The sequence below is a fragment of the Paenarthrobacter sp. NPDC089322 genome (assembly GCF_040684895.1).
GTDB lineage: Bacteria > Actinomycetota > Actinomycetes > Actinomycetales > Micrococcaceae > Arthrobacter.
The window spans coordinates 85,921-101,024 of the sequence record NZ_JBFBGW010000014.1 but is presented as its reverse complement, the minus strand read 5'-3'; the positions used below and the strand labels follow the sequence as shown (position 1 = coordinate 101,024).

Genomic DNA, 15,104 nt, shown 5'->3' with positions numbered 1-15,104 from the left:
CCCAAACCGTAGGATTGAACCGATGGAAGGGGCACTCATGGTCACGCGTGAAGAGGTGGAGGCGGCGTACTCCCGAACAGCCGGCTGGGTGCGGCACACGCCCGTCCTGGAAAGTGGCACTGCGGAGCCCTACCACCTGTGGTTCAAGCTCGAGTACATGCAGCACACGGGCACGTTCAAGGCGCGGGGTGCGTTCAACCGGCTGCTTACGGCGAAGGAGAACGGCTGGCTGAATCCGCATGCCGGTGTGGTGGTAGCGTCCGGGGGCAACGCCGGACTGGCCAACGCCTACGCTGCCTCTAAGCTTGGCGTGCCGGCTACTGTGTTCGTGCCGGAGTCTGCCCCGGCAAACAAGGTCCATAAGCTGTATGCCATCGGCGCCCGCGTAGTCCAGGGAGGCTCTGAGTACGCCGAGGCCTACGCGGCCGCGCTTGAGTTCGCCGAGGAAAAGGGAGCGGTTTACTGCCACGCGTACGACCAGCCGGAAATCGTAGCCGGCGCCGGTGGAGTGGGTCTTGAGCTCCTGGACCAACTGCCCGACGTCGACACTATCCTCGTTGCTGTTGGCGGAGGCGGGTTGGTGGGCGGCATCGCCGCAGCAACCCAAGGATCCGCCCGCGTGGTGGGAGTGGAGCCGGAGACCGCCCCGACCCTGCATGCCGCTTTGGCTGCAGGTGAACCCGTGGATGTGCCCGTTTCCGGTGTAGCCGCGGATTCGTTGGGTGCCCGGCGCGTCGGTACGATCTGCTTCGACGTTGCCCGCCGGACCGGCGTGCAGAGCGTCCTGGTCAGCGACGACGCCATCATCAAGGCCCGGCGCAAGCTCTGGGAGAGCTACAGGATCATCGTGGAACACGGTGCCGCTGCCGCCTACGCGGCATTGCTCACGGGTGCCTACGCCCCCCGCGACGGCGAGACGGTCGCCGTCGTACTTTGCGGTGCCAACACCGACCCGGCGCAGCTCTAAACCCAACTAAGTAGCAGCAGAGCGCGTTTAGAGCGCTCAAAACGCGCACTACTGCGACCCAGTTGGGGAGCGCGATGCAAGAATCCCCGCCGGTTGGTATCCGGCGGGGATTCGGCGTCGGCAGGTCTGCCCTGCCGTGTAGCGGCTCCTACTTCTTGGGCAGGCCTGCCGGGTTCAGCTCGGACGCCGGAATTGCCTCGGAAGCGAGTCCCCAGCGATCCAGGATTTGGGCGTAGCTGCCGTCCTTGATGAGCTTGTTCAGTGCCGCCTGGGCAGCCACAGCCAGTCCGTTGTCCTTCTTGGTGGTAAACGCGATCTCTGCCTTCAACGGCCAACCACCTTCAAGAGTGCCCACCTGTTTGGTCTTGCCGTCTTGCGCTGCCTTGTAGGCGGCGGCTGCGTTCGGTCCGAACGTCAGGTCCGCTCGACCGGACTGCAGCGCCAGGCTCGAGGCGGAGTCGTCGTCGTAGTATTGGAACTCGACCGGCTTCAAACCGTTCTTCTTGTTCTCCTCGTCCCACCGCACGAGGATCGCCTCCTGGTTGGTGCCGGAGCCGACGATGATGCGCTTTCCAGCCACGTCCTTGGCTTCCTTGATCTCACCGATGGACGAGTCGCTCTTGGCGTAGAAGCCCAGGAGGTCGTTGCGGTAGGTGGCAAAGTCGAACTTTTCCTTGCGCGCTTCCGTCACGGTGACGTTGGAGAGCACAGCCTCGTACTTGCCGGACTCGACGCCGAGGGGCCAGTCCGCCCACGCCACCGGAAGGACCTCCACCTGCAGGCCCAGGCTCTCACCCACGGCGTACGCGATGTCCACCTCGCTGCCGATCAGCGTCTTGTTGTCGGTGGCGAAGAGGCTCAGCGGCGCGGTACCTCCGGTGGTGGCCACAGTGAGTTTGCCATCCGCCTTGATGGCATCCGGCACTTTCGCGGCTGCCTCCGGGTCAACGGTCACCTTGACGCGGTTTTGCTCCGGGGTGAGGTTGAACTGTTTGGCCGCGGCGCTTGAAGAAGCGTTCGCGCCTGCCGACCCCTGCGGCGTAGTGGCTCCCGTTGCTGCCGTGGCTCCGGGATCCGAGCAGGCGGCGAGCCCCAGGAGAGCGACAGCGGCCAGCGCCGCGGTGACGCCGGTCTTGCCTGCAAAACGTGCCATGGTTTCCCCTTTGTTTCCCTGAGCGGGAGGTCTGATGCGTACTTGTCGCTGCAACTATCCGGCAGTGCGAAGAGCGTGGTCAAAGCGCTGTGAAACGCTGGGATACAGGGGGTCACGGCGCTTAATCGGGCGTCGAACGGGGTCACACAAGGGGCTTAACCACGTACGCGGGTAGAGCGCGACGCAACTCACAGAAATAAGCCGCGGGCCGCCGTCGTTGTCGCTAGAGTGCCCGGCAACCAACTGAGCCGGCACCGTGCAACGCAACCGAAAGGCCGGCATCCCCGTGACTGTTCCTCTTTCCATCCTGGACCTGGCGACCATCGGAAAGGGCCAGACGGTGGCGGATAGCCTCGCGGGCAGCGTGGCCATGGCGCAGAAAGCCGAGGAGCTCGGGTATCGGCGTGTCTGGTACGCGGAACACCACAACATGTCCGCCATCGCGTCGTCTGCCACCAGCGTGTTGATCGCCCACGTAGCCGCGCACACCAACACCATCCGGCTGGGCGCCGGCGGCATCATGCTCCCCAACCACTCGCCGCTGACCATCGCTGAGCAGTTCGGCACCTTGGAGACGCTGCACCCGGGACGGATAGACCTCGGGCTGGGCCGTGCACCGGGCAGCGACCAGAACACCATGCGCGCACTCCGCCGCGACCATATGTCTGCGGACACCTTCCCGCAGGACGTGCTGGAGTTGCAGGGTTACCTCACCGGCCCCACCCGCATCCAAGGTGTTGAGGCAACGCCAGGCAAGGGCACCAACGTACCCCTGTACATCCTTGGCTCTTCCCTGTTCGGCGCGCAGCTCGCGGCTCAGCTGGGATTGCCGTACGCGTTCGCCTCGCACTTTGCGCCCGCTGCTTTGCAGGACGCTGTGGCGATCTACCGCCGCGACTTCAAGCCCTCGGATCAATTGTCGGAACCGCACGTGATTGCCGGGGTCAACGTCGTCGCTGCAGACAGCAACGCGGAGGCACAGGCAATCCATCTCGCGGTGAAGCGGGCCCGCGTCTCGCTGTTCTTCGGCGGCGGCCGCGAATTCACGGACGACGAAGCCGACATGGTGCTTGACTCCCCGCAGGGCCAGCACATTGCCCAGATGATGAAGTTCTCCGCCGTCGGCACCCCCGATGTCGTGTGCGATTACCTTGACGAATTCGCCAAGCACGCGGACGCCGACGAACTCATCGTGGCGCACCAGAGCATCGGTACCGAGGAACGGCTACGTTCCGTGGAACTGCTTGCCGAGGTATCAGGGCTCGTACCCGCCTAGTCAGCCGCGCACCGCGGGCCGAGGGCGGAAAAAAATTTAACGCTCCTGCAATTACGAGGTATACGAGGGAAACATTTCGGGCGGAAACTAGTCCTATCCGATTCGGAAGGACCCGCCATGCCTATGCCGTTGAACCAGGCACTCGCCGACTCGGCGCTGCTGATGAACTCACTGCCGCTCGGCAGGCTCCGCACCTTCGTCCGCCCGCACGAGGACCAAGGAATCCCGCAGGAGCTCATGGCGGACCTGAGGAACCTGTCCAGGGTTCCGGGGTTGCTGGTGGCGTGCAATTACGGCGGTACCCTCTGTTCCGCTGAAGGCGTCTCCACGGAAACCCTGCCCTTGGACAGCGCCGCCGTTGCCCTTCGTGCGCTCGCGGCGCTACCCAACACGCACGCGGCCCTCATTTCGGGCCGCTCCCTCAGGGACCTGGCAGCGGTGTCCCGGCTCCCGGCCGAAGTCCACTTGGTGGGTTCCCACGGCATCGAGTTCGACATGGGCTTCGCCTACAACCTGTCCTTGGCCACCGAAACCCTCCTTCAGCAAGTTGCCACAGCCCTGACGGAAGCGGTTGCGTTCGAGCAGGGCATCAGCATTGTCCGGAAGCCTGCGGGCGTCGCCGTGCACACGCGCCCCGCGGCTCCGGATGTGGTGGAGCGGGTCATCTTCCGGTGCCAGCAGATAGCGATCGAGTACGGCCTCTACTTCATCATCGACGGCACAGTCCTGGACCTCACCGTGGACGAACCCGCCAAGGGCAAGGCCCTCGAGCAGCTTCGTACCCGGCTCGGCGTCAGCGCAGCCCTCTTTGCCGGGGACGCCGAGAGCGACGAGAAAGCACTCGCCACCCTGCGCGGCCCCGACGTGGGCATTCACGTAGGTCCGGGACGTACGACGGCGGCATACACGCTTCCGGACCCGGAAGCCTTTGCGCGCGTGTTGGCTTTGTTGTTCGAACTGCGGCGGTCATGGCTCTTCGGCGAGGACGCCGTGGGACTGGAACGGCACTCGATGATTGGCAACGGATCGTCCACGGCATTGCTCACTCCGGATGCCAAGGTCTGCTGGATGAGCCACCCCTTGCCCGATTCGGGATCCTTGTTTGCGCACATCCTGGGCGGGGATCCGGCCGGGCACTTCAGCATCGAACCCGTGAAACCTTCGCCCGTGCTGGCCCAACGCTACGTGGACAACACCATGATCGTGGAAACCCGGTGGGCCGACGTGACGGTGACGGACTACCTCGAACCTGCTCCGGAAGGCATCACCAGCCTGGTCCGGGTCCTCTCCGGGACAGGCACGGCGCGGGTGGTCTTCGCGCCGCGGCCGGATTACGCCAACGCTCCGTTCAACATGGAGATCCGCGGGGATGAAGTGCATGTTGTGGGAACCTCGGACCCGATCATCCTGTCGGCCCCGGGCGTGCAATTCACCATCATCAACGACAGCCGGCACGCCACGGCCACGGCGGAGATACCCCTCCAGTTTGGTCCCGTCGTGCTCAACCTGCGCTGCGGCGATACCGAGTCTTTGCCCGCGGACCCGGGCGGAGAACCGGAGCGGCGGGCCGCCGTCGGGCAGTCCTCCCGGGAGTGGGTGAAGACGCTCCAGTTGCCCACCATCAAAACGTCATTGGTGCGGCGTTCAGCGTTGGTGCTTAAGTCGCTTGTCCATGAGCCCACCGGGGCGGTGCTTGCCGCGCCAACTACGTCGCTGCCCGAAGGCATTGGTGGCACCCGCAACTGGGACTACCGCTACTGCTGGCTGCGAGATGGGTCCATGACCGTGAACGCGCTGGTGGGACTCGGTTCCACGGAGGAGGCCGACGGTTTCCTGCGCTGGCTGGGCGGGATCCTCGAGAACGCGCCGGGGCCGGAGTGGCTGCATCCGCTCTACTCCGTGACCGGTGCCCCGCTGTCCACCGAGGCGATCGTTGAAAGCCTGCCCGGTTACGCGGGTTCACGGCCGGTGCGGATCGGCAACGCGGCGGATCACCAGGTGCAACTGGATGTGTTCGGTCCCATCGCCGAGCTGATCCACGATCTCGGGGAACGCCGCGGCTTCCTGCCCGACGAGCATTGGTACCTCATGGAGCAGATGGCCCACGCCGTCATCGCCCGCTGGCACGAACCGGACCACGGGATCTGGGAGGCCCGCCGCCCACCCCGGCACCATGTGTACAGCAAGGTGATGTGCTGGGTGACGCTGGACCGGGCCGTGCGTGCTGCCGCGCTCCACGGTCGCCTTGCCCCCGATGACTGGGCGACAACGGCCGCGACCATCAGGGAGGAAGTACTCCGCGAGGGCTGGGATTCGTCGGCAGCCTCGTACACCGTGGCCTACGACAGTCCCGACCTCGATGCAGCCGTGCTGCACATCGGCCTTTCGGGCTTGCTGGACGTGCGCGACCAACGGTTCCTGGACACCGTGACTGCCGTGGAGCGTGAGTTGCGGGTCGGGCCCACCGTTTTCCGGTACAGGTACGACGACGGCCTGCCGGGTTTGGAGGGCGGCTTCCACATCTGCACTACGTGGCTGATTGAGGCGTACCTCGCGGTGGGCCGGCTGGATGATGCGTTGGAGCTGTTCAACCAGCTCGTGGCCTTGTTCGGGCCCACGGGTTTGCTCTCGGAGGAGTACGACCCCGGCAGCGAAACGCACTTGGGCAACCACCCGCAGGCATACTCGCATCTTGGTTTCATCCGCTGCGCGCAGCTGCTGGACCACTACCTGGCCAGTGCCGACGTCGAGTAACCGACTCGAGGGACCCAACTGAGTCGCAGTTGTGCACGTTTTGAGCGCTCAATACGCGCACAATTGCGACCTACTTGGGTCAGGTGAGCAGCAGGGCTACGGCGATCATCGCGGGGACAGCGACGATCGTGGTGATCAGTACGGTGTCTTTGGCAACAGTGATGCCCGCTTGGTAACGGTTGGCCGCCACGAACACGTTCTGCGCCGTTGGCAGTGCCGAGGTCACCACCATGGCGAAGAGCGCATGCCCTTCCATGCCCAAGGCAAACCGGGCGAACACGTAGGCGATCAGTGGATGCACGATCAGCTTGAAACCACTGGCAAGCAGCGTGTCCAAGCGCCGGCCTGCTGCCTTCTGCAACGGCTTCGACCCGTTCAGGCTCATGCCGAACGCCATCAACATGGCCGGAATCGCTGCTCCGCCAATGAGGTGGATGGGCTCCAGGATCAGCCGTGGCAGCTGGAATCCCGTGGCCGCGACAATCAGGCCCAACCCGGAACCGACGATCATGGGGTTCCTCACGATCATGAGCAGGAAACGCAGGGGCGTGGTGCGGTGCGTGCTGGTACTTGCATCGAGGGCCATCAGGTACAGGGGAGTGAAGAACGCCAGTTGGAAAATCAGCAGCGGCGCAACGTAACTGGCATCGCCCAGCACGAACACCGCGATCGGAATGCCAAGGTTCGCTGAGTTGGCCAGCGAAGAACTCATCGAGGACATCAGGGCTTCGGGCATCTTGCGCTTTAGCCAGAATTTGGCGATCACAAAGAACATGAGCCCCGTGACGATGGCACCCACGGCGGTCACCAGGAGCGGCGCGGCGAAAACATCGTGCAGCCTGGCCTTGCTCAATGTCTCGAACAACAATGCCGGGCTGGCCACGAAGAACGTCAAGGAACTCAGGACTGAACGGGCATTCTCACCCAGGATCCCACGGCGCCCCACGAACATGCCCACAAGGATGATGGCCCACACAACGAAGAACCCGGACAGGACGCCGATCATGATGGCGTGGTGGCAGGGAAGAAGTGGGTCACGCTCCCAGCCTAATCAGATTTAATCGGCCAGTAAGCGTTTTCGGACGTGAGGTCCGTCATCCGGACGCGCCCTTAATGCCCGACGGCGGCACCCGGGTGAGTGCCGCCGTCGTCAGTAAGCGTGTGGCTGGTTCAGCTGAGGTGCGCCGCGTTGCTCAGGGCGTGCGGCGGGCGCATCAGGCCGGGAGTGTGTGCCTCGGCGGGATCGTTGCCTAATTGCAGGATCTGGTTGTCCTTGCCCACGTGGACCACCTTGGGTTCGTAGGCCCTGGCTTCTTCCGTGGTCATCTCTGCGTAGGTGATGAGGATGACGAGGTCACCCACATGGACCTGATGGGCAGCGGCTCCATTGATACCGATGACACCGGAACCGCGCTCACCGGCGATGGTGTAGGTCTCCAGCCGGGCGCCGTTGGTGATGTCCACGATGGACACGAGTTCGCCGGGAAGGATGTCGGCCGCGTCCAGGAGGTCCAGGTCAACGGTGACCGAACCGACGTAGTGGAGGTCGGCGTGAGTCACCGTGGCGCGGTGAATCTTGGACTTGAACATTGTGCGGATCATAATGCGAACAGTTTAGCGCGGGACCCTTCGCCGGCGCTGTGACGTACCAGACGTTCCGGCCGCCAACGCCGGGAAAGCGGTTACGATCCAAAGGCCGGCAAAGAGACCCTATGTGAGGACAGAAGCTTGGACGGAGTGCTGAAGGGCTTCTTTGTGGTGGGCGTGGTCCTGCTGGTGGGCTATGTCCTGGGCAAAACAAATGCCCTTGGCCCGCACGGAACCAAGGTGCTCTCCAGCCTGACGTTCATGGTGGGGTTGCCGAGCCTCATGTTCTCCACCATCGCGTCCCGCCATATCTCGGACATCCTCAGCCCCACGGGTTTGATTTCCGTGGTCACAGCAGTTGCGGTGATGCTGGTGTTCGCCCTGGTGGGGCTGATCTCCCACTGGGGGTTCCGGCGAACCACCATTGGCGCGTTGGCCACCGGAATCGTGAATTCCACCAATCTGGGCGTTCCCCTGTCCAATTACATCCTGGGCAGCACCACGTATGTCGTGCCGATCATGCTGTTCCAGTTGGCGATCCTGACACCCATTGCCCTGACCGTCCTGGACCTCACGGACCCGGACAAGTCCAAGGTTTCCATCTGGCGGACGCTCGCAACGCCGTTCCGGAATCCCGTCACCGTCGCGGCGATCCTTGGCGTGGTGGTGAGCGCGTTGGGTGTGGAACTGCCATCCTGGACCCTGGATCCGTTGAAGCTCGTGGCTCAATTGGCGGTACCCCTCATGCTGATTATTTTTGGCATGTCCCTTCACGGTCTGTCCGCTGGCCAAGGTGTTGGTGACCGCGCACCGACGGCCCTGGCAGTGGTCCTCAAGTCCGTCGTTCAGCCCGCGTTGGCGTGGGTCCTGGCGGTGTTCGTCTTCCACCTCGACGCCTTCAGCACCTTTGTTGTGACTGCCTGCGCCATACTGCCCACGGGCCAGAACGTGGTGCTCTATGCCGTGAGGTACGGAGCGGCACAGAAGATCGCGCAGTCCACGGCCGTGACCACGTCCACACTGGCAGTGCCCCTGCTGCTTGCGGCGGCGTGGGTCATGGGGTGAGCCTTCTGGTTGTGCCTCCACTCAAACCGGGTCGCGAAGCAACGCGGATTCGTACCGCACCAACTCAGTCCCCACGGCCACCAGCTCCCGCAGCTCGGTCAAACCGCCGGTGAGGACACCCGCGGCCCTGGCCTGGACCAGGACGTTGCCGAGTGCAGTTGCTTCGACTGGGCCGGCCACCACCGGCTTGCCTGTTGCATCAGCGGTCAGTTGGCACAGGAGCTTGTTCTGCGAACCGCCACCCACGATGTGCACGACGCCGGTGCTGCCGCCGGTGAGGCGTTCGGCGTCGGCGAGCGTTCGCGCGTAGCCCGCCGCCAGGCTGTCCATGATGCAGCGGACCACGTTGGCTGCCCGTTCGGGCAGGAATGCACCGGCGGATTTCGCTGCCGCCCTGACGCGATTGGGCATGTTGCCCGGGGCGGTGAAGGCGGGATCGTCGGGGTCGATGAGGGGGCCGCCCGGGGGCAGCGCTGCAGCGGATTCCAGCAGACCGGGCAATGAAGGCCGGTAGCCCTCCAAGGCCCACTCACGCTGGCATTCGCTGAGGAGCCACAGTCCGCCAACATTGCGAAGGTAGCGGATGGTGCCGTCCACGCCCCGTTCGTTGGTGAAGTTCGCTGTCCGGCTGGCTTCGGAAAGGACCGGCCTGTCCAGCTCTACGCCCACCAGGGACCACGTGCCGGAGGAGATGTAGGCAAAGTCTTCCTGCGCTGCCGGAACGGCTGCCACAGCCGAAGCGGTGTCATGCGAGCCCACTGCTACAACGGGAGTGTCAGCGGGCAACCCGGTGCGTTCCGCGATGCTGGCGAGCAGTGTGCCCACGGTTTCTCCGGGCTGGATCAGCGGCGGGAAGATGTCCCGGGGAAGCTTCAATGCGTCCAGGAACTCTAACGCCCACGCACCTTTTGCGGCGTCGAACAGGCCGGTGGTGGAGGCATTGGTTGCTTCGGTGCGTCGCTCGCCGGTGAGGAGGAATGCGATCAGGTCCGGGATGAGGAGGGCCTGCACACCGTTCAAGTTCGTCTCGACGGCCAGCTGGTAGATGGTGTTGAACTGCAGGAACTGCAGGCCGGTGGTGGCGTAGAGCTTCTCCGGCGGGATGACGTCATGGACCCGCGAAACCGCGGAGCGGCTGCGTTCGTCGCGGTAGCTGAACGGCACGGAGACGAGTTCACCCGCGGAGTCCACCAGCCCGTAGTCCACGGCCCACGTGTCGATGCCGATACTCCTGATCCGCTCACCGTTCCCTGACGCCACCGAAGCGGCAGCCGCCAGCCCATGGAGTACCTCAGCGAACAGGGCGTCAAAATCCCAGTGGAGGCCGCCGTCGAGCTCCACCATCCCGTTGGGGAACCGGTGCACGGTCTCGAGCGACGCCCCTGTGGAGGGGGAGACGCGGCCGAGCATGACGCGGCCGGAGGACGCGCCAATGTCGACGGCGGCGAAGACTTGGTTTGCGTGGCGAGCGGGCACCGCCCCGGTGTTGGCCGGGGCGGTGCTGGTTGGTGCGTTTGTCACTGGATGACCTATCGGAGGAACGCCGCAGCGACGCCGGCGTCCACGGGTATGTGCAGGCCAGTGGTGTGGGAGAGTTCGTTGCTGGTGAGCACGGCGGCGGCGTTGGCCACGTGTTCGGGCAGGACTTCGCGCTTGAGGAGGGTCCGCTGGGCGTAGTACTCGCCAAGCTTTTCCTCGTCCACGCCGTAGACCGCTGCACGTTTGGCGCCCCAACCGCCGGCGAAGATGCCGGATCCGCGGACCACGCCGTCGGGGTTGATGCCGTTGACGCGGATGCCGTGATCGCCAAGTTCCGCTGCGAGCAGCCGGACTTGGTGGGCCTGGTCGGCTTTGGTGGCTGAGTAGGCGATGTTGTTGGGGCCGGCGAACACGGAGTTCTTGGAGGAGATGTAGATGATGTCGCCGCCCAGGCCCTGATCAATCATCACCTTGGCCGCTGCCTTGGAGACCAGGAAGGAGCCCTTGGCCATGACGTTGTGCTGCAGGTCCCAGTCCTTTTCGGTGGTCTCCAGCAGCGGTTTGGAGATGGACAGGCCGGCGTTGTTGACCACCAGGTCCAGGCCGCCGAAGGCGAGCACGGCTTCGGCGATGGCGGCGGCGATCTGGGCTTCGTTGGTCACGTCAGCCTGGACGCCGATGGCGACGTCGGGGCCGCCCAGCTCTTCGGCGACGGCTTGGGCGTTCTCAAGGTTCAGGTCGGCAATAACGACGCACGCGCCGTCGGACGCCAAGCGGGTGGCGATCGCTTTGCCGATGCCGGACGCGGCACCGGTGACCAGCGCGATGCGGGTGGCGTGGGACTTGGGTTTGGGCATGCGGGCGAGTTTGGCTTCTTCCAGGGCCCAATATTCGATGCGGAACTTTTCGGATTCCTCGATCGGGGCGTAGGTGGAGATCGCTTCGGCGCCGCGCATCACGTTGATCGCGTTGATATAGAACTCGCCGGCCACGCGGGCGGTCTGCTTGTCCTTGCCATAGGAGAACATGCCCACCCCGGGGATGAGCACGATCGCCGGGTCCGCGCCGCGGAGGGCCGGGGAATCGGCGTCGGCGTGCCGGTCGTAGTAGGCCTGGTAATCCTGCCGGTACTCGGCGTGGCGTTCCTTCAACCGTGCAACGGACTCTTCGATGGACGCGTCGGCGGGCAGGTCAAGGATGAGGGGCTTGACCTTGGTACGCAGGAAGTGGTCCGGGCAGGACGTGCCGAGCGCGCCCAGGCGCGGATGCGCTTCGGCGGCGAGGAATTCAAGGACGACGGCGTCATCGCTGAAGTGCCCCAGCTGCGGTTTGTCCGTGGAGGCCAGGCCGCGGATCACGGGTGCGAGGGCGGCGGCTTTCGCACGGCGCTCGGCCTCCGGGAGCGCGGCGTAGCCGGGCAGGGCCGGGCCGAAGGGCTCCGCCTTGCCGTTCTCCGTGATGTACTTTTCGGCGGTGTCGATGATCCAGAGGGAGTTGGCTTCGGCTTCTTCGCTGGTGGTGCCCCAGGCCGTGATGCCGTGGCCGCCCAGGATGGTGCCGATGGCCTGCGGGTTGGCTTCCTTGATCGCGGCGATGTCCAGGCCCAGCTGGAACCCGGGGCGGCGCCAGGGAACCCAGACCACTTTGTCGCCGAAGATCTTGTTGGTCAGGGCCTCGCCGTCCACGGCCGTGGCGATCGCGATGCCCGAGTCCGGGTGCAGGTGGTCCACGTGGGCTGCGTCCACGAGGCCATGCATGGCGGTATCGATCGAGGGCGCTGCGCCGCCCTTGCCGTGCAGGCAGTAATCGAACGCGGCCACCATCTCGTCTTCACGCTCGACGCCGGGGTAAACGGACTTCAGTGCCTGGAGCCGGTCCAGCCGGAGTACTGCCAGGTTCTCGGACTTCAGGGTGCCCAGGTCGCCTCCGGAGCCCTTGACCCAGAGCAGTTCGACGTCCTGGCCCGTAACCGGGTCCTTCTCGAAACCCTTGGCCGAGGTGTTGCCGCCGGCGAAGTTGGTGTTCCGCTTGTCCGCGCCGAGGCGGTTGGAGCGTGTGATCAGGTCTTCAACAGTTTTGTTGCTCATAGGAATTATGCGCCCCATCCGGCTTGCTGGCCGCCTGCGCGGTCCTCGTTAATCTTCTTCTGGTAGCCGCTGGCCTTATAGGCAGCGATCGGGTCGGCGGGCAGGCCGCGGGATTCACGCCACTGCGCCAAGGCCGGGCGGACATCGGTGTAGAAGGCATCGTTGAAGACACCGTTCGCTGCCAGGACATCCCCGGCACGCTGGGCCTCGTTCAGCGCTGCGGTGTCCACGAGCAAGGCACGGGCGGTCATTTCCTGGACGTTCAACACCGAACGGATCTGGCCCGGGATCTTCTCTTCCAGGTTGTGGCACTGGTCCAGCATCAGCGCGACGCCGGAGTCCTTGCCGAACCCGCCGCCGCGGATGACCTCGTGCATGATGCGGAACAGCTGGAACGGATCCGCCGCGCCCACAATGAGGTCGTCGTCGGCGTAGAAGCGGGAGTTGAAGTCGAAGGAACCGAGCTTGCCCAGGCGCAGGAGCTGCATCACGATGAACTCGATGTTGGTGCCGGGTGCGTGGTGGCCGGTGTCCAGGCACACGAACGCCTTCTCACCGAGGGCCAGGGTCTGCGCGTAGGAGGTACCCCAGTCCGGGACATCGGTGTGGTAGAAAGCCGGCTCAAAGAACTTGTACTCCAGCACCAGGCGCTGTTCGTCACCCAGGGCCGCGTAGATTTCCTGCAGCGACTCGGCGAGGCGGTCCTGTCGTCCGCGCATGTCGTCCTGGCCGGGGTAGTTGGTGCCATCGGCCAGCCAGATCTTCAGGTCTTTTGACCCGGTGGCGTGCATGATCTGGATGCACTCCAAATGGTGATCGATGGCCCGGCGGCGCACGGATTCGTTGGACGACGTCAGGGAGCCGAACTTGTACTCATCATCCTGGAACGTGTTGGAATTGATGGTGCCCAGACCAACACCCAGGCTCTCGGCGTACTCGCGGAGTTCGGAGTAGTCATCCACTTTGTCCCACGGAATGTGCAGCGCAACAGTTGGTGCCAGGCCTGTGAGTTCGTGGACCTTGGCCGCATCTGCCAGCTTCTCCTGGACCGTGCGCGGTGTACCGGGAGTACCGAAGACCTTGAACCGGGTCCCCGAATTTCCGTAGGCCCAGGACGGCACTTCAATGGCCAGTTCCCCGAGACGGCCCAGGGCCGATTCTGTGGTGTTCATGCTTGATCCTTTTGGTGTTCGCGGGCGGTTGAGTCTTTGTTTATCTGTGCTGCGTCGGAGTGCTCCGTGACGGCGCCGGCAGCGGCCAGCTGATCCTCAAGGTTGAAAACTTCCTCGATGATTTCGAACCCTTCGTCCGGAGGCGCGTCGCTGTTGGCGAAGAGGGCAGCCATCTCGGCCTGCCAGCGCGCATTGACCTCCGTGAGGGCCATGCGGGCCTGCGCGTCTGCATAGTCCTCGCACTCCAGATAGCCGATGAGTTGACCATCAGTGGCAAGGAAGAGGGAATAGTTGTGCCATCCCGCATCTTTCAGGGCGCGGAGCATTTCCGGCCATACCGCTGCGTGGCGGCGCTTGTACTCGTCCATCAATTGAGGCTGGACCGAGGAGCGGAAACATACCCTCATGCGTGTTCTCCGGGTTACTCGTCTTTGAATCGTTTCATTTGTTACGATTCAAATTACCCTCGGACGGTGGGGGTGTCAAGGCGTTGCCTGCATTCGAGAACGTGAACAAGGGAGATCGGAAAGCATGTCCCAAACAGCGAGCATCAAAGACGTTGCTACCCATGCCAAGGTTGCCGTGGGTACGGTCTCCAATGTGCTGAATTACCCGGACAGGGTGTCACAGCGGACCAAAGAGCGCGTCCTCAAGTCCATCGCTGAACTCGGCTTTGTCCGCAACGATGCCGCGCGGCAACTCCGCGCCGGCCAGAGCCGCTCCATCGGCCTGATCGTGCTGGACGTCGGCAACCCCTTCTTCTCTTCGGTGGCGCGGGCCGCGGAGGATGCAGCCACGGCGCTGGGGAGCGTTGTCCTGGTGGGGGACAGCGGCCAGGACGCCTCCCGGGAAGCGCACTACATGGACCTGTTCCAGGAGCAGCGCGTCCAGGGCCTGCTCATCTCGCCTGTCGGAGACGTTGCCGCAAGGATCGATAGGCTCCGTGAGCGGGGGGTTCCCACAGTGCTGGTGGATGAACTTGCCGATGAAGAACGCTGCAGTTCCGTGTCCGTCGATGACGACGCCGGCGGGTACTTGGCTGCCCGGCACCTGTTGGACCTTGGCCGCCGTCGACTTGCCTTTGTAGGCACCCCGACCATCCGCCAGGTGGCCCACCGACTCAAGGGCGCGCAGCGAGCCGTCGCCGAGGTGGAAGGTGCCTCCATCGAGGTCCTTGATTCTGCCGGGCAAACCGTCCTGGCGGGCCGCCATGTGGGCAACAGCCTGGTGGACCGCGAGCCCGGCGAGCGGCCCGAAGCCGTATTCTGCTCCAACGACCTGCTGGCGCTCGGTGTGATGCAGTCCCTCACCATGCTGCGGACCGTCAAGATTCCCGAGGACATTGCCTTGATCGGCTACGACGACATCGACTTCGCGATTTCCGCCGTCGTGCCGTTGTCCTCCATCCGCCAGCCAACGGAGGCTTTGGGTCGTACCGCCATAGAGCTCCTTGCCGAGGAGCAGGACAGCGGCGGGACCAAGCACCGGGCCGTCGTCTTCACGCCCGAGCTCGTGGTGCGCCAAAGCACCGCCGGCGCACCCAAGTAGGTCGCAAAAGTGCGCG

Annotated in this window: 12 protein-coding genes; 5 read left to right on the top strand and 7 right to left on the bottom strand. The window is 64.4% G+C overall.

What is annotated here, in order from left to right:
• Window positions 1-37 precede the first annotated feature (37 nt).
• Window positions 38-967 (top strand): threonine/serine dehydratase, encoded by a 930-nt coding sequence (locus AB0N65_RS14460; RefSeq protein ID WP_364162799.1) that lies wholly within the window; start codon window positions 38-40, stop codon window positions 965-967.
• Window positions 968-1,115: 148 nt separating this feature from the next.
• On the opposite strand, the gene AB0N65_RS14455 is transcribed toward AB0N65_RS14460, so the two are convergent.
• The gene (locus AB0N65_RS14455) at window positions 1,116-2,120 is read right to left on the bottom strand and encodes an ABC transporter substrate-binding protein (RefSeq protein ID WP_364162739.1); all 1,005 of its coding nucleotides are present in this window, start codon (window positions 2,118-2,120) and stop codon (window positions 1,116-1,118) included.
• 286 nt (window positions 2,121-2,406) lie between these two features.
• Between AB0N65_RS14455 and AB0N65_RS14450 the strand changes: the two genes are divergently transcribed.
• Together AB0N65_RS14450 and AB0N65_RS14445 are read left to right on the top strand one after the other, a co-directional pair.
• The gene (locus AB0N65_RS14450; RefSeq protein ID WP_364162796.1) at window positions 2,407-3,396 is read left to right on the top strand and encodes an LLM class flavin-dependent oxidoreductase; all 990 of its coding nucleotides are present in this window, start codon (window positions 2,407-2,409) and stop codon (window positions 3,394-3,396) included.
• Between the two features lie 117 nt (window positions 3,397-3,513).
• On the top strand, window positions 3,514-6,150 hold the full coding sequence (locus AB0N65_RS14445) for a trehalase-like domain-containing protein (RefSeq protein ID WP_364162736.1): 2,637 nt from the start codon (window positions 3,514-3,516) through the stop codon (window positions 6,148-6,150).
• Between the two features lie 79 nt (window positions 6,151-6,229).
• Here AB0N65_RS14445 and AB0N65_RS14440 read toward each other — a convergent pair whose 3' ends face one another.
• Both AB0N65_RS14440 and panD read right to left on the bottom strand, forming a co-directional pair.
• On the bottom strand, window positions 6,230-7,156 hold the full coding sequence (locus tag AB0N65_RS14440; RefSeq protein ID WP_364162733.1) for an AEC family transporter: 927 nt from the start codon (window positions 7,154-7,156) through the stop codon (window positions 6,230-6,232).
• Between the two features lie 164 nt (window positions 7,157-7,320).
• Window positions 7,321-7,752 (bottom strand): aspartate 1-decarboxylase, encoded by a 432-nt coding sequence (gene panD, locus AB0N65_RS14435; protein ID WP_364162731.1) that lies wholly within the window; start codon window positions 7,750-7,752, stop codon window positions 7,321-7,323.
• 135 nt (window positions 7,753-7,887) lie between these two features.
• Here panD and AB0N65_RS14430 point away from each other — a divergent pair, with 135 nt between their 5' ends.
• Window positions 7,888-8,802 carry an AEC family transporter gene (locus AB0N65_RS14430; RefSeq protein ID WP_364162793.1) on the top strand — a complete coding sequence of 305 codons (915 nt, stop codon included), beginning with the start codon at window positions 7,888-7,890 and terminating at the stop codon, window positions 8,800-8,802.
• A 21-nt stretch (window positions 8,803-8,823) separates the two neighbouring features.
• Here AB0N65_RS14430 and AB0N65_RS14425 read toward each other — a convergent pair whose 3' ends face one another.
• The 4 genes from AB0N65_RS14425 to AB0N65_RS14410 are packed head-to-tail and all read right to left on the bottom strand — an operon-like array spanning window position 8,824 to window position 13,947.
• Window positions 8,824-10,278 carry a rhamnulokinase family protein gene (locus AB0N65_RS14425; RefSeq protein ID WP_364162790.1) on the bottom strand — a complete coding sequence of 485 codons (1,455 nt, stop codon included), beginning with the start codon at window positions 10,276-10,278 and terminating at the stop codon, window positions 8,824-8,826.
• Window positions 10,279-10,331: 53 nt separating this feature from the next.
• Window positions 10,332-12,368 (bottom strand): bifunctional aldolase/short-chain dehydrogenase, encoded by a 2,037-nt coding sequence (locus tag AB0N65_RS14420; RefSeq protein ID WP_364162729.1) that lies wholly within the window; start codon window positions 12,366-12,368, stop codon window positions 10,332-10,334.
• 5 nt (window positions 12,369-12,373) lie between these two features.
• Window positions 12,374-13,540, bottom strand: a complete 1,167-nt coding sequence (rhaI, locus tag AB0N65_RS14415) for an L-rhamnose isomerase (RefSeq protein WP_364162726.1) — start codon at window positions 13,538-13,540, stop codon at window positions 12,374-12,376.
• Complete coding sequence (locus tag AB0N65_RS14410; protein WP_364162724.1) at window positions 13,537-13,947, bottom strand: L-rhamnose mutarotase; 411 nt, start codon at window positions 13,945-13,947, stop codon at window positions 13,537-13,539. The genes rhaI and AB0N65_RS14410 overlap by 4 nt, the downstream gene beginning before the upstream one ends.
• 124 nt (window positions 13,948-14,071) lie before the next feature.
• Here AB0N65_RS14410 and AB0N65_RS14405 point away from each other — a divergent pair, with 124 nt between their 5' ends.
• Window positions 14,072-15,088 (top strand): LacI family DNA-binding transcriptional regulator, encoded by a 1,017-nt coding sequence (locus AB0N65_RS14405; protein ID WP_364162721.1) that lies wholly within the window; start codon window positions 14,072-14,074, stop codon window positions 15,086-15,088.
• The last annotated feature ends 16 nt before the right edge of the window (window positions 15,089-15,104 follow it).

What these genes read in the sequence shown, in the direction of transcription:
- AB0N65_RS14440 (WP_364162733.1), bottom strand. Translation starts at nt 7,156, where the DNA reads ATGATCGGCGTCCTGTCCGGGTTCTTCGTTGTGTGGGCCATCATCCTT.
- panD (WP_364162731.1), bottom strand. Translation starts at nt 7,752, where the DNA reads ATGATCCGCACAATGTTCAAGTCCAAGATTCACCGCGCCACGGTGACT.
- AB0N65_RS14460 (WP_364162799.1), top strand. Translation starts at nt 38, where the DNA reads ATGGTCACGCGTGAAGAGGTGGAGGCGGCGTACTCCCGAACAGCCGGC.
- AB0N65_RS14445 (WP_364162736.1), top strand. Translation starts at nt 3,514, where the DNA reads ATGCCTATGCCGTTGAACCAGGCACTCGCCGACTCGGCGCTGCTGATG.
- AB0N65_RS14410 (WP_364162724.1), bottom strand. Translation starts at nt 13,947, where the DNA reads ATGAGGGTATGTTTCCGCTCCTCGGTCCAGCCTCAATTGATGGACGAG.
- AB0N65_RS14455 (WP_364162739.1), bottom strand. Translation starts at nt 2,120, where the DNA reads ATGGCACGTTTTGCAGGCAAGACCGGCGTCACCGCGGCGCTGGCCGCT.
- rhaI (WP_364162726.1), bottom strand. Translation starts at nt 13,540, where the DNA reads ATGAACACCACAGAATCGGCCCTGGGCCGTCTCGGGGAACTGGCCATT.
- AB0N65_RS14405 (WP_364162721.1), top strand. Translation starts at nt 14,072, where the DNA reads ATGTCCCAAACAGCGAGCATCAAAGACGTTGCTACCCATGCCAAGGTT.
- AB0N65_RS14420 (WP_364162729.1), bottom strand. Translation starts at nt 12,368, where the DNA reads ATGAGCAACAAAACTGTTGAAGACCTGATCACACGCTCCAACCGCCTC.